Here is a 20,036-nt window from a genome sequence, read left to right on the forward strand (position 1 = left end):
CAAAAGCTGTGAAGCTAATAAATGTCTGCTTAAGTGTGTAATTATGTTTTATGACTATTAAATTTTAAAATTATTGAATCCAATTTTTAATTTCTTCGAAATTTAAACCTCCGTAGTTTCCAGAACTCATAAGTAACAAAACATGATCCATATAGGTTTTTGCTTTCAAAAAGTCTTGGAAAGCTTTAGGATCCGTAAATACTTTTAAATCTTTTCTTCCAAAAGCCTTAAAAATTTGGTCTTCAGTAATCGCTTCCAATTGTTTAATTTCAAGCGCTTTTGGGGAGTAAAATACCACCGCTTCATCCGCTGCATCCAAAGCTTCCTTATATTCTTTCAAGAATTCTGCATTTAAACTACTGTAAGTATGAAGTTCTAAACAAGCCAAAACAATTTTAGAAGAAAATTGAGCTTTTACTGCTTTAGTAGTGGCTAGGACTTTAGATGGAGAATGTGCGTAATCTTTAAAAACAACAGCTTTTTCAGATTTAGCTATTTTCTCAAGACGCTTAGAAGCGCCTTTAAAACTGGTAATCGCTTCATAAAAATCATCCTCATCCACACCCATATGCTGACAAATCCACTTGGCACCTGCAATATTTTGTAAATTATGTTTTCCAAAAACCTCTACAGGCATTGGCCCCTCTGCTGTGTTAAGATAAGTCTCTCCTTCTTCAATGCTATATTCTGGAGTAGAATACGCATGTTTCCGAGTTGGTTTTGTGGCTTTTTGAGCCAACTGTGTCAAAATATCATCTTCCTCATTGTAAACCAAAGTACTTCCGTTGGTCATCGTATCCAGGAAAATCTCAAACTGCTCTACATAATTTTCAAAAGTTGGAAATACATTAATGTGATCCCAGGCAATTCCACTTAAAAGCGCAATATTTGGTTCGTATAGATGAAATTTTGGTCGGCGATCCAAAGCAGAACTCAAATACTCATCGCCTTCCAGCAATATAAAATCATTCTCATCTGTCAAGTGAACCATCGTGTCAAAACCTTCTAACTGTGCCCCAACCATAAAGTCAACTTCCTTATCGTGGTAATGCATCACATGCAAAATCATAGCAGTAATCGTTGTTTTTCCGTGGGAACCACCTATAACAACTCGAGTTTTCTGTTTAGAATGTTCGAATAAATATTCAGGATATGAATAAATTTTAAGTCCTAGTTCTTTTGCTTTTAGCAGTTCAGGATTATCAGCTTTTGCATGCATTCCCAGTATAACAGCGTCAATTTCAGGAGTGATTTTTTCAGGAAACCAACCGAATTCTTTAGGCAGTAAACCTTTTTTTTCCAGTCTGGATTTTGAAGGCTCAAAGATTTCATCATCGCTGCCCGTGATTTGGTCGCCTTTTTCATAAAGTGCCAACGCAAGGTTATGCATGGCACTGCCTCCTATAGCTATAAAATGTAAATGCATGTATTTTTTTTATTTAGTTCAAAGATAAAGGTTTCAATTCTAGATGAAAATTTCCTGCCTGCAATCCTCACTAAAATTTCACTAATTCAGTTTAGACTTCAGTTGACTGAGTTTTTCTGTTTCTTCTGAATTTAATTCATCAAAATTTAATGTGTTTAGAATTTCTAAAGCTTTTCGTTTACTTCTATTAAGCCTAAGAGATTTATCGACATAAACTGAAGACAATTCGATAGAATTCAATTTATTAATGCCTTTCTCTAACGTCTGAAAATACTTGGCGGTCTCTTTCGACCGCTTGTAAAGTTCTGCCAATTCTTTGTAAGTTGTCACAGATTGACCCAACTCAACAGCGTTTTTGTAATAAATTTCAGCTTTATCAAAGTTTTTTAATTCTCTTTCAATATACCCAAAAGCCAAAGCACCATCTACAGGACTTATGGATTTCAATTCTGAAGCATACTCTCGAGAAATGCTTTCACTTCCACCAATAATACCCGGCAATTCAAGATACATTTGCAATAAAGCCCATCGCGCTTCTATATGTTTCGGGTTTAAATCAATAGCTTTTTTTAAATGGAATTTGACATCTCCAAGCAAACTCAAGGCTTTGAAACTATTGGATTCTTTAGCAACAAGTCCAAGCGAACCTCCATATCTAAAATGATACTCCGCGTTTTCAGGATAATCTTCTACCAGAGTTTTATTGACTTCCGCACTTTTTTCCCAACTTTCTAACCTTGCGTAGGCTTGCCCCAAATAGTCTCTCGCAATTTTATCTGAAGGTTTATTTTCACGAAGAGTTGTAAATATTGAAACTGCAGTTTCATAATCTCCATATTCAAAAGCTTTTTTGCCTTGTTGAAACGAAGATTGAGAAAAAGCCATGAGTGGAAATAAAACGACAAATAAAAATGTTTTCATAAGCTAAAATTACAACAAAGGCAGTTATTTTATCACCTGAAAAATAAAAACCAAGCCTTGCTGGCTTGGTTTTTAAACTGAATCTGTAATATCAATTAATATCTGTAGTACTCAGGTTTGAATGGTCCTTCTACTTCCACACCAATGTAATCAGCCTGGTCAGTTTTCAATTCTGTCAATTCAACACCAAGACGTCCTAAGTGAAGTTTGGCTACTTTTTCATCCAAATGTTTTGGCAACATATAAACTTCATTTTTGTACTTATCTGTGTTTTGCCATAGCTCCATTTGAGCCAAAGTTTGGTTGGTAAAAGAGTTACTCATCACAAAACTTGGGTGACCAGTTGCACAACCAAGGTTGACCAGTCTTCCTTCAGCAAGAAGAATAATATCTTTTCCGTTGATGGTATATTTATCTACTTGTGGTTTGATTTCAACACGCGTATTTCCGTGGTTTTTCTTCAACCAGGCTACGTCGATTTCATTATCAAAATGACCAATGTTACATACCAAAGTTTTGTCTTTAAAAGATTCAAAATGCTCACCTCTTATGATATCTTTATTACCGGTAGTCGTGATTACGATATCGGCGGCTGGAGCTACAGTTTCAAGTTTTTTCACTTCAAAACCGTCCATCGCTGCCTGTAATGCACAAATCGGATCTATCTCAGTAATAGTAACAATAGAACCTGCTCCTTTAAAAGATGCAGCAGTTCCTTTACCAACATCTCCGTAACCACAAACCACTACTCTTTTACCAGCAAGCATCAGGTCGGTAGCTCTTCTTATGGCATCTACTGCACTCTCTCTACAACCATATTTATTATCAAATTTAGATTTGGTCACACTATCATTTACATTGATAGCTGGCATAGGAAGTGTTCCTTTTTTCATTCTTTCGTAAAGTCTGTGAACACCAGTTGTGGTTTCTTCAGAAAGACCTTTAATAGCATCAGCTAACTGAGGATAATCATCAAGTACCATATTAGTAAGATCTCCACCATCATCCAAAATCATGTTGAGTGGTTTTCTATCTTCACCAAAGAATAAAGTTTGCTCGATACACCAGTTGAATTCTTCCTCCGTCATACCTTTCCAGGCATAAACTGCAACACCAGACTCTGCAATAGCAGCAGCAGCGTGATCTTGAGTAGAAAATATATTACAAGAACTCCACGTCACCTCAGCTCCAAGTTCTACAAGGGTTTCGATAAGAACAGCTGTCTGGATAGTCATGTGTAAACAACCAGCAATACGTGCGCCTTTCAATGGTTTTTCTTTACCAAATTCTTCTCTCAATGCCATCAGTCCGGGCATTTCCGACTCTGCCAATTCTATTTCGCGTCTCCCCCATTCGGCTAAAGTTATATCTTTGACTTTGTATGGAGTATAAGGTAAGGTTTCTGTACTCATAATTTATTTTTATTATATTTTTGAAAACAAAATTAAGGAAACCCATTATAACTCTATGCCGATTTACAAAAGAATAACAGTAGATGAACACACTGTCGCACTTATTTGGAAAATTGAAGAATCCTTAGATTCTCTAGAAAACGGAATAGAGTTAACGAATTACTGTAGAGATCGTTATAGAGGAATGAAATCTGAAATTCATAAAAAAGGTTTTATGAGTATTAGACACTTATTAAGTGAATTTGGCTATTCTGATTTTGATTTGGAGTATGACGAAAAGGGCAAACCTCACCTTAAAGATGGAAAACACATTTCTATCACTCACTCTTTTGAATTTACTGCTGTTATTGTTTCTAACAAGAAAGTAGGCATCGACATTGAGAAACAGCGGGACAAAATAAAGCTCATAGCACCAAAATTCACACCCATAGAAGAATATAAAGCATTAGGTGACGGAGAAGACTTAATAAGAAAACTCACAATCGTTTGGGGCGCTAAAGAATCACTTTATAAATTATATGGTAAAAAAGGACTGTTGTTTCTCCACGATATTTTTGTAGAAGACTTTAATATTTCTGAACAAAAAACCACAGCAAGAGTTACTCACGATCAAAAAATAACGTTTTACACCTTAAATTTTATGGAATTTGAAAACTTCACCTGTGTTTATGCTTTAGCTCATGAGTAAAAATGGTTCCAATTTTATTATTAAATCGCTAAGGAAAGCCGTTCAAAATAAGCAACGGCTTTTGAGTATCTTAATAGATCCTGATAAATTTGACTTGAAAAAAACTGAAGCATTTTTAGGTCAGATTCCAAACTCAACCAACTATCTACTGGTTGGTGGCAGCAAAGTTAAAACTGGACATACTGAAGTTGTCGTAAATCAGCTTAAGAGATTTACTGAACTTCCTCTTATTTTATTTCCTGGCGACGTCAATCAAATCACAGATCAAGCGGATGCTATTTTGTTTTTAAGCCTGCTTTCTGGTCGAAATCCTGAATATCTTATCAATCAGCAAGTCAAAAGCATTTCAAAACTTCAACATTCTTCTTTGGAAATTATTCCCACAGGTTATATTTTAATAGACGGTGGTATTTCGACTTCAGTGCTGAAGGTAAGCCAAACCAAAGCCATACCTCAAGATCAAGTTTCTAGCATTGTTCACACAGCTTTAGCTGGACAATTTTCTGGCAAGCAACTTATTTATCTGGAAGCTGGCAGTGGTGCAACCCATCCCGTTTCAGCAGAAATAATTTCAGAAGTAAAGAAAAACATATCGATTCCTCTTATCGTTGGAGGCGGCATCAAGACAGAACTTCAAAAAGAAACTGCATATCATGCGGGTGCGGATATGGTCGTGATGGGAAATGTTTTTGAAATTCTTTAATTACAGGAGCTGATCTGGATTATAGCCTTTATATTCTTTTTCTGTTTCTTCAAACTTGATGTTATACTCTTCCAGAGCTTTTAAAATCGGATTATAAATTTCAGGGTGAATTGGTCTTAAAACGCCTGATTTTTTGATTTCTCCATTTAAGATTTTTAAGGTAGCAATCCCTACGGGCAAGCCTACAGTTTTAGCCATAGCCGTATACGTTTGGTCTTCACCAATACTCACCATAGTAGAATCGATTTGCTTCTGTTTTCCGTCAAGCTCAAAACCAAATTTATGATACATCACAATCATATCTTTATCCTCAGGCTTTAGGGTCCATTTTTCTTCCAAAATTTTCTGTAAGGCCTGGGCAGGCGTTGCATCCTTAATACCTATTTTTTTATCGGAATTGAAAAGGTCTAAATCGAGAAGTTTATCCCAGATTAAATCGTCTTGATCGATTTTAAGACTTAGTCTTAGCTTAAGCTCAACAGAGTCTGTAGGTGAATAAGGTAAAAATGAATTGACAAAAGATCTGTAACTCATCTCTTCGGTATGTTGCATCGCATACGTATCATCTGTCATTCCCAGCTGAACAAAAACATTCCAGGCCTTGCTGAAACCTACTCGTCGTAAAGTTCCTCTGTATAACGTTGGAATATCCTCCAGGCCATAAATGCTTCTATAGGCTAATGAATTTCTATTGGCTAAACCTTCAAATCGTCCATATTTAGGAATGCTCAAAAATTCAGTTCTTCTAAATAAGCGCTGATAAGGAATGTATTTATATTGACCCTCCTGTATAAATTCGGCAGCGCCGCCCTGTCCGGCTACAACCACATTTCTTGGATTCCAGGTAAATTTATAATTCCAGAGATTGTCGTCGCTTTCTGGCGCAACTAAGCCTCCAGTAAAGGATTCAAAAAGCAACATTTTACCACCTTGTGATCTAATTCTATCAATTACCTGCATCGCACTCATATGGTCAACTCCAGGGTCTACTCCTATTTCGTTCATAAATGTCAATCCATTTTCTTTGACTTCATCATTTAAAGCTTCCATTTCTTTGGATACATAAGAGGCCGTTACCATGTTTTTTTTGAATTTCACACAATCTTTAGCAACTTCTATATGAAACCTAGCAGGAAGCATAGAAATTACGATATCTGCATTTTGGATAGCCTGCTCCCTTTCTGAAGCTTCAAAAACATCCAAAGCTAAAGCACTGGCATGTTGATGATTGGCAGCCAGATGCTGAGCTGGTTCTATATCTTTATCTGCAATAATGAGTTTAAAGTCTTGTGTTTGGGTTTCGTTAAGTAAAAATCTAACTAGTGATGACGTGGACTTGCCTGCGCCTATGATTAAGATGGATCTCATGACCTATAATGAATTTTAATGATTAATTTTGTTTGAAATTTGAAATTACATAATATAAATTACATAGAAATGAGGGAGCAAAAAAAGTTAGTTTTACTAGGAAGTTGCTTTGGATTTATCGGGATTATCTTAGGAGCATTTGCAGCTCATGGCTTAGAAAATCTTATTTCTGAAGATGCCATCAATACATTTGAAACCGGAGTGAAATATCAAATTTATCATGCTTTATTTTTGCTGTTTTTATCCTCTCAAAATTATACAACAAACAAATTGAATAAGACTTTATTCTGGTTGGTTCTTTTAGGCATCATTTTCTTTTCTGGCTCAATCTATGGTTTAGCTACAAATGAACTTACAAGTTTTGACTTCAAGAAAATAGCGTGGATTACCCCCATTGGAGGGGCTTTACTTATTTTAAGCTGGGTTTTGGTCTTTTTCAACGTTTTAAAAAAACGTAATAATTTATAAGAATTAATTTCTTCAGTTAGCTTTAAACTCATTAGATTTGTATACCATAACAACAACACAACAAAATTATGAGTAATTTAAAAGGAATCACGAAAACGATTGAGTTAGATAAGTATGGTATTCTCTCAAAAAATGTTCATTATCAACTTTCCTCACAAGAATTACATGAGATCACAATTAAAAAAGGTCAAGGTGTAGAAGTGAATTCTGGCGCATTAGCAGTTAACACTGGTGAATTTACAGGACGTTCACCTAAAGATCGGTTCATTGTAAAAGACGATATAACTAAGGATGAAGTATGGTGGAGTGATATTAATCTTGCATTTTCTCCAGATCAATTTGATAAGCTTTATGACAAAGTGGTAAACTACTTGAATGACAAAGAGCTTTTTGTAAGAGATGCTTATGCATGTGCTGACGATAATTACAGACTTAACATAAGACATATTAATGAACTTCCGTGGTCCAATATGTTTGCTCACAATATGTTTTTACGTCCAACTGAAGAAGAGTTGAAAGATTTTTCGCCTGAATGGACAGTTGTAAATGCTCCAGGATTTATGGCAAATCCAGAAATTGATGGAACCAGAGCTCACAATTTTGCCATATTAAATTTCACACGTAAAATTGCTCTAATTGGCGGAACTGGTTATACTGGAGAAATTAAAAAGGGGATTTTTTCTGCTCTTAACTTTATACTTCCGGTAATGAAAAACACATTGCCAATGCACTGTTCTGCCAATGTCGGAAGTGATGGAGATACAGCTATTTTTTTCGGACTGTCTGGAACAGGTAAAACTACACTATCTGCAGATCCAAACAGAAGACTTATAGGAGATGACGAACATGGATGGACAAATGAAAATACGGTGTTTAACTTTGAAGGTGGGTGTTACGCTAAAGTGATAAACTTATCCAGAGAAAAAGAGCCAGATATTTATAATGCAATTAAGCCAGGGGCAATATTGGAAAATGTAATTGTAAAAGATGGTGAAGTTGACTTTATGGATAGTAGCATTACTCAAAACACCAGAGTAAGTTACCCTATTGATCATATTGACAATATACAACCAGGATCTGTTGGTGAAAATCCAAAAAATATATTTTTCTTAACTGCAGATGCTTTTGGAGTTTTACCTCCAATAAGCAAGCTAACTCCAGGTCAGGCTGCGTTTCATTTTATAAGTGGCTATACTGCGAAAGTAGCAGGAACAGAGGCTGGAGTAACAGAACCTATACCAAGTTTTTCTGCTTGTTTTGGAGCACCATTTATGCCGTTACACCCAACCAGGTACGGAGGTATGCTCAGTAAAAAAATGAAAGATGCTGGAGTAAATGTTTGGTTAATAAACACAGGATGGACTGGCGGACCTTATGGAACTGGAAGCAGAATGGAGTTGAAGTACACTAGAGCGATGATTACTGCAGCTTTAAATGGCGAATTAGAAAATGTTGATTATAAAACTCATGAAATTTTCAATATTGCAGTTCCACAATCTTGTCCAAATGTTCCAGATGAAGTTTTAAACCCACAAGATACCTGGACTGACAAAGAAGCTTATAATGCTAAAGCAAAAATTCTTGCTAAATCATTTAAAGATAATTTCAAGAAATTTGAAGATTACGCAGATTCAGAAATAATAGAGGGAGCTCCTAAAGTTTAGGAATAAGCCTCATAAACACAAAAAAGCCGAAACATATGTTTCGGCTTTTTGTGTTTATGAAAAAATTAAATTAATTCTGCTTTATATAATTCTCTATCGCCATAGTCATGGATGGATTTTCTGGTGTTGGTGCCTGAATTTGTACTTTCAGATTTTTTTCTTCCGCAGCCTTGATTGTTGAGTTTCCAAAAGCTGCAATTCTGGTATCCTTTTGCTCAAAGTCTGGGAAATTTTCATACAACGACTTGATTCCACTAGGACTAAAGAACACAACTATATCATAAGAAACTTCTCTCAAATGGGATAAATCACTCACTACAGTTTTATAGAAAATACCTCTGGCCCAGTCTACACCAAGCTTATCTAATTGCTGCGGAACAAGAGGCTTAAGCATATCTGAAGACGGGAGTAAAAACTTCTCATCTTTATGTTTTTTTATGCTTGCTTCTAGTTCTTGAAATGTTCGTTTACCAACATAAATCTTTCGTTTTCTGTAAACAACATATTTTTGTAGATAATAAGCAACAGCTTCACTTAGGCAAAAATATTTAAGACTATCAGGGATTTTATATCTCATTTCTTCAGCAATTCTGAAAAAATGATCCACAGCATTTCTACTCGTCAAAATTATTGCCGTAAATTTTGTAATATCGACTTTCTGCTGTCTTACTTGTTTAGAATCAACAGGCTCGACATGAATAAAAGGAATAAAATCAATTTTAACTTTAAGCTTTTCCTCGAGTTCAGAATAAGGCGAGTGGTCTACATTAGGTTTCGGTTGTGAAATAAGGATATTTTTCACTTTCATATAGCTTAGTTTTTTACTGCACCAACCTTAGTTAATTGATTTTAATAACTTTAAAAAGAATCAAATAAGGTGCAATTTCAAAAGTGCAAAGGTACAAAATAAAATAAAACCAATAAGATAAAATATGCTTTTGGTACAATCCCACAAATGAAAAGAGTTTAATGGCATAAACCAGAATAGATACTCCTACAATACCTAAAAGAAGAATTGAATCATTAATATCTTGAAAGTAAAAAACTAAAGCCAAGGGGAATAAAAAAAATAAACCAAGCCAACTAAGGACTCCTTGCTTATAAAACAAATATCTCCCCATAAGTTGATCTATCTGAAATAAATCTCCAATGATTTTTTCAATAAGATATTTACTCAAGAGAATAATAGTAACTAAAAAGAAGATTTGCAAATAAGTAAGGATCACAAAAGTATCGCCGTAAATTATAACATAGATAAAAAAAGAAATGCTGAGCAGACTTGCTATAAAAAGCAAAACTTCAGTAATTTCAACTCTCCTTTTTTCAGCAAATTTTTTGGAATAAAAGACTGAAGTGAACAGGGAGTTCAAAAAAGAAAAAAAATAATTGTTTTTATTCCACTTGATAGCCACAAGTAATACAAGTACAAAGACTGTAATGCCTACCACCCAATTGTGGTCATGAATAGTTCTTAATACTGAAAACAAATGTGAATTTTGTAGCAAATGTAAATTAAAATGAACTTTTATAGGCGACTTTTAGATGGTAAAATATATATTTGTCAACCAACCTTCAACTAAATTTGATGTCTCAAAAATTAGTCATCATACCAACTTATAACGAGATTGATAATATTGAAAAACTCATTAGAAATATTTTCTCACAACCCGTAGATTTCGATGTTTTGGTAGTAGATGATTCCTCTCCAGATAGAACTTGGGAATTGGTTCAAAAACTTCAAGAAGAATTTCAAGGCAAATTATATTTAGAAATAAGAACTATAAAAAGTGGCTTAGGTAAGGCTTATCTTCACGGGTTCAAATGGGCTTTGGAGAGATCCTATGATTATATTTTTGAAATGGACGCTGACTTTTCTCACAATCCTAATGACCTGATCAGACTTTATAATTCTTGCTTAAAAAATGGCTACGACATGACCATTGGCTCACGTTATATCACAGGGGTTAACGTTATCAATTGGCCAATGAAACGTGTTTTGTTATCCTGGCTCGCTTCAAAATATGTAAAGACAATCACCAGAATGCCTATTGAAGATACAACAGCAGGATTTATATGTTATCGCAGAAAGGTTCTTGAGAGTATTGACCTCAACAAAATAAAGTTTGTGGGCTATGCGTTTCAAATAGAAATGAAGTTTAAAGCTTATAAAAAAGGCTTCCAACTCAAAGAAATCCCTGTTATATTTACAGATCGAACAAAAGGCAAATCCAAAATGAGTAGTGGTATTATAAAAGAAGCAGTTTTTGGAGTTGTAACTTTAAAGTTGAGAAGTCTTTTCGGAAAAATTTAAATTATGAAAGAATATCTAATCAAAAACGCAAAAATCGTCAATGAAAATAAAATTTTTGAAGGCGATGTCCATATAAAAGATGGTTGGATAGTTGAAGTATCTAACTCAATAAGCGCAAAATCTAGTGACATTGAAATAATTGAAGCTGGAGGAAAACACCTTATACCTGGTGTCATAGATGATCAAGTTCACTTTAGAGAGCCAGGACTCACTCATAAAGAAACCATACTTACAGGTTCTCGTGCTGCAGTGGCTGGCGGAATAACTTCTTATTTTGAAATGCCAAACACCAATCCACAGACTACAACAATAGAAAAGCTGGAAGAAAAATTTGCTATGGCAAAAGATAATTCTTACGCCAACTATTCTTTCATGTTTGGTGGGACCAACGATAATTTGGAAGAGATTAAAAAAATTAATCCAAAAAATACAGCAGCTCTAAAGCTATTCTTAGGCTCATCTACTGGAAACATGTTGGTTGATGACAAAGACGTTTTAGAAGAAATCTTTAAACATTCTCCTTTAATTATTGCAACTCACTGCGAAGACGAAGCTATTATTCAAAAGAATTTAAAAGAACATGTAGAAGAATATGGAGATGACATTCCCATTCACTTGCATCCAAAAATAAGAAGTGAAGAAGCTTGCTTTTTGTCTTCTTCTAGAGCTGTAGCTTTAGCAAAGAAAACAGGTGCTCGATTACATGTCTTCCATCTTTCAACAGCTAAAGAACTGAAGTTATTTTCAAACAAACTTCCGCTTAAAAAGAAAAAAATAACAGCAGAAGTTTGCATTCATCATTTATGGTTTGATGAATCTGATTATGAAGCAAAAGGTACCTATATCAAATGGAATCCTGCGGTAAAGACTGCAAAAGATAAAACTGAGTTACTCAAAGCTCTAAAGAAAGATCTTTTGGATGTTGTAGCCACAGACCATGCACCACATACAAAAGAGGAAAAGAATAACGTTTATACAAAGGCACCAAGTGGAGGCCCGCTAGTACAACACGCTTTACCGGCTATGTTAGAATTTTATCACCAGGGAAAGCTTTCTTTGGAAAAGATTGTTGAGAAAATGTGCCACAATCCTGCGATTTTATTTGATGTTGATAAAAGAGGTTATATAAGAGAAGGCTACAAAGCAGATTTAGTTCTTATCGACACCCAGTCACCTTGGACTGTCAATTCTAGGAATATTTTCTATAAGTGTGGCTGGTCTCCATTTGAAGGAACAAGTTTCAAATCTAGAGTGACTCACACATTTGTAAATGGACATTTGGCTTTTGAGAATTTTAAATTTAATGAAGGCTTATTTGGTGAGCGTTTAGAATTTGACAGATAATATGAAAGGAATAAATTTTATTTTTCTTAGTGTATTTTTACTAATTACTAGTTGTCAAAATATTGATAAAGTTGAAAAACCAGATCGGTTACTGAATAAATCTGAAATGATAGATCTTCTTTATGACATGGTTCTTCTTGACGCAGCTGCTAGTGTAAATGATAAAAAGCTTGAAGATTTGGATGTGGAAATGCTTGAGTTTTTATCAAAGAAATACAATATCGATACCACAGATCTCAAACAAAATATTTTGTATTACAACTTGGAATTTGATCAAAATCTAGAAATATACGAGAAGGTAAAAGACAGTATTGAAATATTAGAAAAAGCTTATGATTCGATTTCTAAGGTAAGTGACAGCCTGAGAAGATTGGAACTAAAGAAACAAGATTCTATCAATATGAGTGAAACTGGTTCAAAAAAGAAAAAATTGAAGAAAATTGAACTTGAAAATTAAGAACGCTTATAAATTTCATCAGCGTATTCTTCCAAAGTTTTAAAATTATACTGAAACTCTTTTTTTATTTTTTCTGAAGAATAAAAAGAATCTTCAAACAAACTAGGTATAACTTCCAATGTAAGTTGTCTCTTATATGATGTAAAAAAAGACCTTAGGATTTCAAAAAACCAAGCGATGTAAAGCATCCATGGTTTTAGGCGAGTTTTAGGAGCAGGCTTTTGGTACAGATCAGAAAAATAATTCCCTACTTTTTTGAACGATAAATTTTCAGAAACTAAAATATACCGTTCATTTGAAATTGGACTTTTCATCAACTGAATCATAATTTTACTGACATCATAAACACCCACAAAACCAGTAATTTTTGGAGGGTAAAACTTTAGGCCGCTCTTCAGTTTTGCTAAAAGAGTTCCACTACCAGAATCATAAAAACCATCACCAAGAATTATCCCTGGATTTACAATCACAACATCTACTCCTTCCTGAGAAGCTCTCCACACCTCCATTTCTGCGCCGTACTTACTTATTTCGTAAGCGGAAGGCTTTTGATCTTCTGCCATAGGTGTTTCCTCTGTTACTTTATCGCCAACAAGAGGTTTACCTAGAGCTGCAATAGAACTTACGTGACATAATTTTTTAACTTTAAAGTCAATAGAAAGGTTCACAACATTGGCAGTCCCTTCGATATTTACTTTACGCATCATTTTATAATCTGATGGACTATTACTTATAAATCCAGCACAATGATAAACATGAGAAATATTCTTAAAAGCGTTTTCTAACTTAGGTATATCTAAAATATCGCATTGAAACCATTCTACTTTATTTTCAATTTCTTGCAGTGTTATGTCGTACTTTACAATAACAGATATGGCTTGAGCCTTCTTATTTTCAGTTCTAAATAAAGCTCTTGTTTTTTCTTTATTTAAAATAAGTTGAGCTAATAAATGAGCTCCGACAAGTCCAGTTGCACCAGTGAGTAAATTCATTTGGTAAATATACGAATTTCGAAAGTTGATAATTTTTTCATTATAATATCTTTGTGGCAAATCATAACTGAGAATGAAAAAAGATTTTATAGAAGAAGTTACCTGGAGAGGAATGGTTCACGATGTTATGCCAGGTACTCAAGAGCATCTAAACGAAGCTTCTAGAGCTGCCTATGTAGGCATAGACCCCACAGCAGACTCTCTACACATTGGACACTTGGTAGGCGTAATGATGCTAAGACACTTTCAATTAGCTGGCCATAAACCCGTAGCGCTAGTAGGAGGTGCTACAGGAATGATCGGAGATCCTTCTGGAAAATCACAGGAACGTAATCTTTTAGATGAAAAAACATTAAGGCATAATCAGGATGCTTTAAAAAAGCAATTATCAAAATTCTTAGATTTTAAAACTTCGGAAGAAAACTCAGCAATCCTGGTTAATAATTACGACTGGATGAAAGATTTTTCTTTTTTGGACTTCATCAGAGATGTTGGAAAACACATTACCGTCAACTACATGATGTCAAAAGATTCAGTTAAGAAACGTTTATCTTCAGAATCTAAAGAAGGGATGAGTTTTACTGAATTTACGTATCAATTGGTCCAAGGCTATGATTTTCTTCATTTGTACAGAACCCAAAACTGCACTTTGCAAATGGGTGGAAGTGATCAGTGGGGAAATATTACCACGGGTACAGAATTAATAAGACGTATAGACCAAGGAAAAGGCTTTGCTTTAACTTGCCCTCTTATTACAAAAGCTGATGGCACCAAATTTGGAAAAACAGCAACTGGCAATATCTGGCTTGACCCTGTGAAAACATCACCTTATAAATTCTACCAATATTGGATAAATACGAGTGATGAAGATGCTGAAAAATTCATTAAAATTTTCACTTTCCTTTCAAAGAACGAAGTTGAAAGCCTTGTAAATTCCCATAAAGAGCAACCACATTTAAGGACATTACAAAGCAAACTAGCAGACGAGATTACAAAAGCTGTACATTCTGAAGAAGCGTTGGAAAAAGCAAAAGAAGCTTCTCAAGTTTTATTTGGAAAAAGTACTGAAGAAGATCTTGCCAAATTGGATGAAGCTACCTTTTTGGATGTGTTTGAAGGAGTTCCGCTTAAAGAGTTAAATAAAGATCTTTTAAAAGGTGGATTTGATATGATTGCTGCTTTATCTGCTGAAACCAATTTTTTAAACTCTAATGGTGAAGCTCGAAGAGCTCTTAAAGAAAATTCTATTTCTGTAAACAAATCTAAAGTAGGTCTAGATTATAGTCTTACTGAATCCGATTTAATTAACAGCAAATATGTCTTGATCAATAAAGGAAAGAAAAATACTTACCTGATTAAATTCAATTAAGCTTTAAGCTTTAAGCTTTATAAAGGTTAAAAGATATCCTGTTCTAAAACGCTTGGACAGGATATTTTTTATTATTCACACTAAAAACAGAGAGGATACTTAGCTTAATGCCTGTTTTTAAAACAAGGATATTCCTAAAAACAGAAAAGCCTTGAGCGAGTGCTCAAGGCTTTTCTTAACTAACCAATCTATTATGAAAAAACTTCATCCTGATACAAATGTAAAACACAAATCTAGTTCTAAAAAATAAAGTTAGATATATTTGTAAATAATTAACAGCACATTTCCTCAAATATCTGAAAATAAATGATTTAAATAATTTATTTTTTTTTAAACTTTTCATTATAAAATATATGAGCTGTTGAAATTAAGTTGCTTACTTATCCTTATTTTTGACCCCAAAATAGGACATGAAAATTATCTCATATAACGTAAATGGCATACGCGCCGCTCTCAAAAAGGGACTTGTTGACTGGCTAAAGGCTGCAAATGCAGATGTAGTATGTTTTCAAGAAACCAAAGCCCAACCAGAACAAATAGATGACTCTATTTTTAAGGAAATAGGTTACAAGTATTGTTATTGGTATTCTGCAGAAAAGAAAGGCTACAGCAGTGTTGGCATTATTTGTAAATCTGAACCAAAACATATAGAATATGGCACGGGTATAGATTATATGGACAGAGAGGGCAGAAATATAAGAGTTGACTTTGAAAACATATCTGTAATGAGTTTGTATCTACCCTCAGGAACAAATGATGACCGTCTGAATTACAAGTTCACATATATGGAGGATTTTAAATTCTATATTGAGGACCTCAAGAGAGATATCCCTAACATGGTAATATGTGGAGATTATAATATTTGTCATGAGGCCATAGACATCCATGATCCAGTAAGATTAAAAACAGTTTCTGGATTTCTACCAGCAGAACGTGAATGGTTATCGAGTTTTTTAGATCAATCTGGGTTTATAGATTCATTCAGGAAATTGAACGAAGAAGTAGTTCAGTATTCTTGGTGGAGCTATAGAGCAAATGCCAGACAGAACAACAAAGGCTGGCGTCTAGATTATCTTCTTGTAGCAGAAGAAATTGAAGATAAAATTTCAAGATCTGTTATATTATCTGAAGCTAAGCACAGTGACCATTGCCCAGTACTCATAGAATTAAACTTGAATTAATAACTTTTACTTTAAAAAATCTTTCCCATTATGAAATTTATGCAATATTTATTTATTGGTTTCTTAAGCCTAAACTTAATAGGCTGTGTGAGTCAAAAAAAATTCCTGGAACTTGAGGATGATTTAAATTCTTTACAAAGAACTAATGAGCAACTCAACAGAAAGCTAGATGAATGCAATTCCGAAAAGACTGCTGTTGAAGATGAATTGACTTATTCTAAAGATAGGATTGAAGTTTTAAAAACTCAACGCGACGATCTTCTTGCAGATTATCAAAGAAATAAAAGTACTCTTGATAAGCTTGAAGAATCTTATAATGCTTTAGAGAAAAATAGCTCTGAAGCACTTGCTGAAAATTCAAAACAAAACAGACAGCTACTTAGTCAATTGGAAGAAAAAGAAGCGGCGCTTGCAAAAGAAAAAAACCGCCTAGAGCAACTTCAGAAAGACTTACAGGCTAGATCACAACGTGTACAAGAATTAGAAAGCCTGATTGCTGAGAAAGAGCAAAAAATGCAGACCCTCAAGAATAATCTTTCCCGAGCTTTAACAAACTTTGAAGGGCAAGGTCTTAGCGTTGAAATGAGAGATGGTAAGGTTTATGTTTCAATGGAAAACAAACTTTTGTTTGCCTCTGGAAGCTGGAATGTAGGAAATGAAGGACAAAAAGCTGTGAAAGAACTTGGAAAGGTTTTAGCAGAAAATCCAGATATTGCCGTATTGATAGAAGGCCATACGGATGATGTTCCATATGGAGGTAATGGACCATTGAATGATAACTGGGATTTATCCACCAAGAGAGCAACAGAAGTTTTAAAATTATTGCTGAAGAATGGTGAAATTGATCCACAAAATTTAACTGCTGCAGGTAAAGGCGAATATGCTCCTTTAGCCCCAAACACAACAGAAGAAGGTAGAGCTAAGAATAGAAGAATTGAAGTTGTATTGACTCCTAAACTTGACGAGATATCAAAACTATTGAGTGAGTGACAAATAAATTGTTACGTTAAAAAGAAAAGGGATTTTTATTATAAAAATCCCTTTTCTTTTGCTTTTTCAAGAAGAATCTTATCATTTCTGTTGGAAATATCAAAGAATTGTTTCATTTGTTTTTTTCTTTTTTCTATCGCACTTAGAGAAAGTCCCATATGTTCTGGCAAGTTTTTTGTCAATATACCTTGAGACAATAAAAAAAGAATTTTGAGATCTTCTTCATCGATATTATGAGAAAATTCTACAGTTTTTTTAAGCATTTGATGAACTGTAGAGCTCTGATAAGTTTTTCCTTTGAGCAAATTTTCTATAGCAGAAATTAATATATCTGGATTGGTATCAGACTTTACCAAAAAACCATCTGGATCTATCCTCCGCATTACATTAAGCACCTTGTAATTGTTCTCTAACATTGTACAGATAAGTAATTTAGCATCAGGCTGATGTTTCCTTGCCAGTTTTGCTAAATCTTCTCCGGAACTATACTTTCCATCTTTGCTCCCAGGAAGAGAAAGATCAAGACAGATAAGGTCATAACTATTTTCTTCATCAGTTATATATTCGGCTGCAGTGGTACAGTCTAGAGCAGAATCTTTACTGAATTTCATTTTTTTACTTTGGTCCTTAATGATATCCAATGCTTGCTCGAAGCCAGCAATTATCATTGGGTGATCATCGACAAGTAATACGTTGTATTTGGCCATAACATTTAATTAATGGGTATAAAAATACTGATTTTGGTTCCGGAACCCTGCTTAGAATCAATACTTATTTTACCATTTATATCCTCAACACGAGATTTTATATTTTTAAGTCCAATTCCAGGTTTCTTGTTGCTGCTAAATCCTTTCCCATTATCTTTTACAATGAATTCAATTTCGTTTGCTTCTTCATTCAAACTAAATTTTATGAACACAAAACTCGCCTTCGCATGTTTCTGAATATTCATAATCGTTTCCTGAAGAATTCGATATGTGTGCATTTTGATATTGGAAGCAATCATAGACCAGTTTACAGAATCATCTACCGTTAATTGATGAGATCTCTCAAGTTGTAGTTTATGGAGAAGGTCCTGAATCAAATCACCAAATTCTTTGTGCTCATCAAAGTAAGTATTAGAAAGTTCATGAGATAGATTTCTAATTTGCTTTTCTACATCCATGAGATTATCAGTAAGTTTACCAAATTTCTCATCTCCTTTAATGCCAGTTTTGTATTTATAAAACATCAGGTTCATACGGTTAGCATAAAGCTCTGTAAGTATATTATCATGAAGTTCCCTTGCAATACGATCGCGTTCCTCGCGCTTCCCTTCGTCTTTCCTGGCGCTTTGGATTAGTAGCAATTCGTAAATCTTTTCGTCAGCAATTTTTTGATCGCGCTCCAGCTCAAGAGCCCTGTTTTTGGAGCGTTGTATATAGAATACAAAAACCGAACTGCCTATAATAATGATAAGTGAAGAAATAAGGAAAATAATGGTTCGTTCCTCCTCTAGCATTTCTGCACGTTGCATAACCTCATCTGTCTCGAAGCGTATGCGTTCAAATTTATTTCTAACTTTACGTTCTTCTACCTGTAAACTATCGCTTAAATCTATATATGAACTGGTATAAGCGTAGCTGTTTTCTGGCTGAAGATCTGCCAGTAGTTTCCAAGATTTAAGAATGTCTCGATTATTGTTATTGCTTTTTGCAGTAGTGTTAGCAATTTCAGCAAATTCTACTGCCTTAGAAATATTTCCTTTGAATTGGTAATATTCTGCAATATGAATTTGACTTATGGAAATACCAGCGAGATGATTTATACGCTTTCTGATATTTAATGCTTCTTCCATGTCTGGTAATACATTCTGAAGCTCTCCCGTTTCAAGGCGATTGTAAGCTAAATTATCTAAAGCCATCGCATAGAGATACGGATCTCTTTCGTAAATATTTTTGGTTGAAAGTGTCTTTCGATAATTTTTGATGGCAAGGTCATATTTTTCTTGCTTTTCGTAAACATTACCAAGATTATTAAAAGTGGCCGCTATATATATGTCTGCATCTTCAACTTTACCTAAAGCTTGTAATGCATTATTGTGATACTTAATAGCTACATCAAGATTTCTCAAATTATAATTGGTCGTAGCCAATAGGCTATATGCTCTAAATAAAAGACTGAAATTTTTGATGTTTTGAGAAATTTCAACTACTCTTATTAAGTTAACCTCTGCTCCTGTAAAATCTTTGGCTTGACTCTGTATTAATGCTTGATTATATAAAATTTGAGCATAATTTGCTAAATCTCCTTTTAAATTATAAAGATATTGAGCTTCATTATAAGCGTAATACGCTTCATCAGCCTTATTTGAATTTAAATTATAATCACCTAAATTCCAATATAATTTAGCTAAAGATAAAGAGTCATTATACTTTTCAGCTTTTTTTCTAGCAAGATCGTTTATACTCTTATAAAAGTTAAAACCTTCGTTAAGAGCTCGGTAATCTAACGCTTTTAAATACTTAATCTGTAAACTATCGTTTTTTATTTGCTTTACAAATTGAAATGTCCTTTTTAAATTAATTTCTTTATTACTATTATTATCGAATTTTTTAAGATAAGTTAGAATAGAGTCTCTTAATTTTGAGTCAACTTCTACATTATCATTTTTAGGGGATTGACAACTAAAAAGAAAAATAAATCCGACAAGACAATACGTATAATGCTTCATTAATCTGCGCTAAATCTTGCCTAATGTAT

19 protein-coding genes are annotated in these 20,036 nt (G+C 34.1%); 10 read left to right on the forward strand and 9 right to left on the reverse strand.

What is annotated here, in order from left to right:
- Positions 1–70: 70 nt before the first annotated feature.
- The 3 genes from ACFQ0R_RS09045 to ahcY all read right to left on the reverse strand — a co-directional run bounded on the left by ACFQ0R_RS09045 (position 71) and on the right by ahcY (position 3,759).
- Entirely contained in the window at positions 71–1,426 is a 1,356-nt protein-coding gene (locus ACFQ0R_RS09045) for a UDP-N-acetylmuramate--L-alanine ligase (RefSeq protein WP_379658039.1), read from the reverse strand.
- Positions 1,427–1,507: 81 nt separating this feature from the next.
- Entirely contained in the window at positions 1,508–2,347 is an 840-nt protein-coding gene (locus tag ACFQ0R_RS09050; protein WP_379658040.1) for a tetratricopeptide repeat protein, read from the reverse strand.
- 95 nt (positions 2,348–2,442) lie between these two features.
- Complete coding sequence (gene ahcY, locus ACFQ0R_RS09055; protein WP_379658041.1) at positions 2,443–3,759, reverse strand: adenosylhomocysteinase; 1,317 nt, start codon at positions 3,757–3,759, stop codon at positions 2,443–2,445.
- Between the two features lie 55 nt (positions 3,760–3,814).
- On the opposite strand from ahcY, the gene ACFQ0R_RS09060 reads away from it, so the two are divergent.
- Both ACFQ0R_RS09060 and ACFQ0R_RS09065 read left to right on the forward strand, forming a co-directional pair.
- A complete protein-coding gene (locus ACFQ0R_RS09060; RefSeq protein WP_379658042.1) occupies positions 3,815–4,447 on the forward strand; it encodes a 4'-phosphopantetheinyl transferase family protein in 633 nt (210 codons plus the stop codon).
- The gene (locus ACFQ0R_RS09065; protein ID WP_379658043.1) at positions 4,440–5,150 is read left to right on the forward strand and encodes a geranylgeranylglyceryl/heptaprenylglyceryl phosphate synthase; all 711 of its coding nucleotides are present in this window, start codon (positions 4,440–4,442) and stop codon (positions 5,148–5,150) included. Before ACFQ0R_RS09060 ends, ACFQ0R_RS09065 begins: the two co-directional genes overlap by 8 nt.
- Here ACFQ0R_RS09065 and ACFQ0R_RS09070 read toward each other — a convergent pair whose 3' ends face one another.
- The gene (locus tag ACFQ0R_RS09070; protein ID WP_379658044.1) at positions 5,151–6,518 is read right to left on the reverse strand and encodes a saccharopine dehydrogenase family protein; all 1,368 of its coding nucleotides are present in this window, start codon (positions 6,516–6,518) and stop codon (positions 5,151–5,153) included. It lies immediately after the preceding gene.
- A gap of 69 nt (positions 6,519–6,587) precedes the next feature.
- Here ACFQ0R_RS09070 and ACFQ0R_RS09075 point away from each other — a divergent pair, with 69 nt between their 5' ends.
- Positions 6,588–6,986 carry a DUF423 domain-containing protein gene (locus ACFQ0R_RS09075; protein WP_379658045.1) on the forward strand — a complete coding sequence of 133 codons (399 nt, stop codon included), beginning with the start codon at positions 6,588–6,590 and terminating at the stop codon, positions 6,984–6,986.
- A gap of 68 nt (positions 6,987–7,054) precedes the next feature.
- Positions 7,055–8,650, forward strand: coding sequence for a phosphoenolpyruvate carboxykinase (ATP) (gene pckA, locus ACFQ0R_RS09080; RefSeq protein WP_379658046.1), 1,596 nt, complete (start codon positions 7,055–7,057; stop codon positions 8,648–8,650).
- Between the two features lie 70 nt (positions 8,651–8,720).
- Here the strand turns inward: pckA and ACFQ0R_RS09085 are convergent, their stop codons facing one another.
- On the reverse strand, positions 8,721–9,458 hold the full coding sequence (locus ACFQ0R_RS09085) for a uroporphyrinogen-III synthase (RefSeq protein WP_379658047.1): 738 nt from the start codon (positions 9,456–9,458) through the stop codon (positions 8,721–8,723).
- Positions 9,459–9,489: 31 nt separating this feature from the next.
- Positions 9,490–10,137: a DUF4271 domain-containing protein gene (locus tag ACFQ0R_RS09090; protein ID WP_379658048.1), complete on the reverse strand. Its 648-nt coding sequence runs from the start codon at positions 10,135–10,137 to the stop codon at positions 9,490–9,492.
- A 98-nt stretch (positions 10,138–10,235) separates the two neighbouring features.
- Here ACFQ0R_RS09090 and ACFQ0R_RS09095 point away from each other — a divergent pair, with 98 nt between their 5' ends.
- From ACFQ0R_RS09095 to ACFQ0R_RS09105, 3 genes are read left to right on the forward strand one after another with little or no spacing between them, the layout of a single operon-like run.
- Positions 10,236–10,961, forward strand: a complete 726-nt coding sequence (locus tag ACFQ0R_RS09095) for a polyprenol monophosphomannose synthase (protein WP_379658049.1) — start codon at positions 10,236–10,238, stop codon at positions 10,959–10,961.
- A gap of 3 nt (positions 10,962–10,964) precedes the next feature.
- Positions 10,965–12,305 (forward strand): dihydroorotase, encoded by a 1,341-nt coding sequence (locus ACFQ0R_RS09100; RefSeq protein WP_379658050.1) that lies wholly within the window; start codon positions 10,965–10,967, stop codon positions 12,303–12,305.
- Between the two features lies 1 nt (position 12,306).
- Positions 12,307–12,762: a DUF4296 domain-containing protein gene (locus ACFQ0R_RS09105; protein ID WP_379658051.1), complete on the forward strand. Its 456-nt coding sequence runs from the start codon at positions 12,307–12,309 to the stop codon at positions 12,760–12,762.
- Here the strand turns inward: ACFQ0R_RS09105 and ACFQ0R_RS09110 are convergent.
- The gene (locus tag ACFQ0R_RS09110; RefSeq protein WP_379658052.1) at positions 12,759–13,754 is read right to left on the reverse strand and encodes an SDR family oxidoreductase; all 996 of its coding nucleotides are present in this window, start codon (positions 13,752–13,754) and stop codon (positions 12,759–12,761) included. The two genes, ACFQ0R_RS09105 and ACFQ0R_RS09110, sit on opposite strands and share 4 nt — an antisense overlap.
- A 73-nt stretch (positions 13,755–13,827) precedes the next feature.
- Between ACFQ0R_RS09110 and tyrS the strand changes: the two genes are divergently transcribed.
- The 3 genes from tyrS to ACFQ0R_RS09125 all read left to right on the forward strand — a co-directional run bounded on the left by tyrS (position 13,828) and on the right by ACFQ0R_RS09125 (position 17,294).
- Positions 13,828–15,123, forward strand: a complete 1,296-nt coding sequence (gene tyrS, locus ACFQ0R_RS09115; protein ID WP_379658053.1) for a tyrosine--tRNA ligase — start codon at positions 13,828–13,830, stop codon at positions 15,121–15,123.
- 410 nt (positions 15,124–15,533) lie between these two features.
- Positions 15,534–16,304 carry an exodeoxyribonuclease III gene (locus ACFQ0R_RS09120; protein ID WP_379658054.1) on the forward strand — a complete coding sequence of 257 codons (771 nt, stop codon included), beginning with the start codon at positions 15,534–15,536 and terminating at the stop codon, positions 16,302–16,304.
- Between the two features lie 30 nt (positions 16,305–16,334).
- A complete protein-coding gene (locus ACFQ0R_RS09125; protein ID WP_379658055.1) occupies positions 16,335–17,294 on the forward strand; it encodes an OmpA family protein in 960 nt (319 codons plus the stop codon).
- A 38-nt stretch (positions 17,295–17,332) separates the two neighbouring features.
- Here ACFQ0R_RS09125 and ACFQ0R_RS09130 read toward each other — a convergent pair whose 3' ends face one another.
- Both ACFQ0R_RS09130 and ACFQ0R_RS09135 read right to left on the reverse strand, forming a co-directional pair.
- Positions 17,333–18,001, reverse strand: coding sequence for a response regulator (locus ACFQ0R_RS09130; RefSeq protein ID WP_379658056.1), 669 nt, complete (start codon positions 17,999–18,001; stop codon positions 17,333–17,335).
- A gap of 5 nt (positions 18,002–18,006) precedes the next feature.
- On the reverse strand, positions 18,007–20,007 hold the full coding sequence (locus ACFQ0R_RS09135; RefSeq protein ID WP_379658057.1) for a tetratricopeptide repeat-containing sensor histidine kinase: 2,001 nt from the start codon (positions 20,005–20,007) through the stop codon (positions 18,007–18,009).
- Positions 20,008–20,036 lie beyond the last annotated feature (29 nt).

This window comes from Psychroflexus salinarum (assembly GCF_042677225.1).
Lineage (GTDB): Bacteria > Bacteroidota > Bacteroidia > Flavobacteriales > Flavobacteriaceae > Psychroflexus > Psychroflexus salinarum.

Bases quoted from the DNA above. Each gene is read 5' to 3' on its own strand.
- ACFQ0R_RS09045 (WP_379658039.1), bottom strand. From the start codon at position 1,426: ATGCATTTACATTTTATAGCTATAGGAGGCAGTGCCATGCATAACCTT.
- ACFQ0R_RS09050 (WP_379658040.1), bottom strand. From the start codon at position 2,347: ATGAAAACATTTTTATTTGTCGTTTTATTTCCACTCATGGCTTTTTCT.
- ahcY (WP_379658041.1), bottom strand. From the start codon at position 3,759: ATGAGTACAGAAACCTTACCTTATACTCCATACAAAGTCAAAGATATA.
- ACFQ0R_RS09060 (WP_379658042.1), top strand. From the start codon at position 3,815: ATGCCGATTTACAAAAGAATAACAGTAGATGAACACACTGTCGCACTT.
- ACFQ0R_RS09065 (WP_379658043.1), top strand. From the start codon at position 4,440: ATGAGTAAAAATGGTTCCAATTTTATTATTAAATCGCTAAGGAAAGCC.
- ACFQ0R_RS09070 (WP_379658044.1), bottom strand. From the start codon at position 6,518: ATGAGATCCATCTTAATCATAGGCGCAGGCAAGTCCACGTCATCACTA.
- ACFQ0R_RS09075 (WP_379658045.1), top strand. From the start codon at position 6,588: ATGAGGGAGCAAAAAAAGTTAGTTTTACTAGGAAGTTGCTTTGGATTT.
- pckA (WP_379658046.1), top strand. From the start codon at position 7,055: ATGAGTAATTTAAAAGGAATCACGAAAACGATTGAGTTAGATAAGTAT.
- ACFQ0R_RS09085 (WP_379658047.1), bottom strand. From the start codon at position 9,458: ATGAAAGTGAAAAATATCCTTATTTCACAACCGAAACCTAATGTAGAC.
- ACFQ0R_RS09095 (WP_379658049.1), top strand. From the start codon at position 10,236: ATGTCTCAAAAATTAGTCATCATACCAACTTATAACGAGATTGATAAT.
- ACFQ0R_RS09100 (WP_379658050.1), top strand. From the start codon at position 10,965: ATGAAAGAATATCTAATCAAAAACGCAAAAATCGTCAATGAAAATAAA.
- ACFQ0R_RS09105 (WP_379658051.1), top strand. From the start codon at position 12,307: ATGAAAGGAATAAATTTTATTTTTCTTAGTGTATTTTTACTAATTACT.
- ACFQ0R_RS09110 (WP_379658052.1), bottom strand. From the start codon at position 13,754: ATGAATTTACTCACTGGTGCAACTGGACTTGTCGGAGCTCATTTATTA.
- tyrS (WP_379658053.1), top strand. From the start codon at position 13,828: ATGAAAAAAGATTTTATAGAAGAAGTTACCTGGAGAGGAATGGTTCAC.
- ACFQ0R_RS09120 (WP_379658054.1), top strand. From the start codon at position 15,534: ATGAAAATTATCTCATATAACGTAAATGGCATACGCGCCGCTCTCAAA.
- ACFQ0R_RS09125 (WP_379658055.1), top strand. From the start codon at position 16,335: ATGAAATTTATGCAATATTTATTTATTGGTTTCTTAAGCCTAAACTTA.
- ACFQ0R_RS09130 (WP_379658056.1), bottom strand. From the start codon at position 18,001: ATGGCCAAATACAACGTATTACTTGTCGATGATCACCCAATGATAATT.
- ACFQ0R_RS09135 (WP_379658057.1), bottom strand. From the start codon at position 20,007: ATGAAGCATTATACGTATTGTCTTGTCGGATTTATTTTTCTTTTTAGT.